General features: G+C 73.8%; 1 protein-coding gene. It reads left to right on the forward strand.

The window, feature by feature from the left end; genetic code table 11:
* On the forward strand, positions 1 to 714 hold a 714-nt coding region (locus RNC47_RS36055; RefSeq protein WP_311605070.1), incomplete at its 5' end, for a cobalt-precorrin-4/precorrin-4 C(11)-methyltransferase.
* Positions 715 to 724 lie beyond the last annotated feature (10 nt).

The raw sequence follows: 724 nt of genomic DNA on the forward strand, positions 1-724 counted from the left end.
CTGATCACGGTGCGCGGCGCGCGCCTGCTCGCCGCCAGTCCGGTCTGCCTGTACGCGGGCAGCCTGGTCCCGGTCGAGCTGCTGGCCGAGTGCCCGGAGGGCGCCCGCCTGGTCGACACCGCGAACCTGGACATCGACCAGATCACCGAGGAGCTCGTACGGGCCCACGCGGACGGCCACGACGTGGCGCGGCTGCACTCGGGGGACCCGTCGGTGTTCAGCGCGGTGAACGAGCAGATGAAGCGGCTGGACGAGGCGGGCGTGCCGTACGAGGTGGTCCCCGGTGTCCCCGCGTTCGCCGCGGCGGCCGCCTCCCTGAAGCGGGAGCTGACGGTCCCCACGGTCGGCCAGACGGTCATCCTGACCCGCGTCGCCCAGCGCGCCACCGCCATGCCGCCCGGCGAGGACCTGGCCACCCTGGGCCGCAGCGGCGCCCTGATCGTCCTGCACCTGGCGGCCCGTTATGTGGACCGGGTGGTGGAGGAGCTGCTCCCGCACTACGGGGCGGACTGTCCGGCGGCGGTGGTGGCGATGGCGTCCCGCCCGGACGAGATCGTGCTGCGGGGGACGCTGGACTCGATCGCCGGGCAGGTGAAGGCGGCGGGGGTGATCAGGACGGCGGTCATCATGGTGGGGCGGACGCTGGGGGCGGAGCAGTTCCGGGACAGCCACCTCTACTCGCCGGGGCGGGACCGGGGAGCCTGCGGTTCCTGAGTTCCTAGAC

Source organism: Streptomyces millisiae (assembly GCF_031845425.1).
Lineage (GTDB): Bacteria > Actinomycetota > Actinomycetes > Streptomycetales > Streptomycetaceae > Streptomyces > Streptomyces millisiae.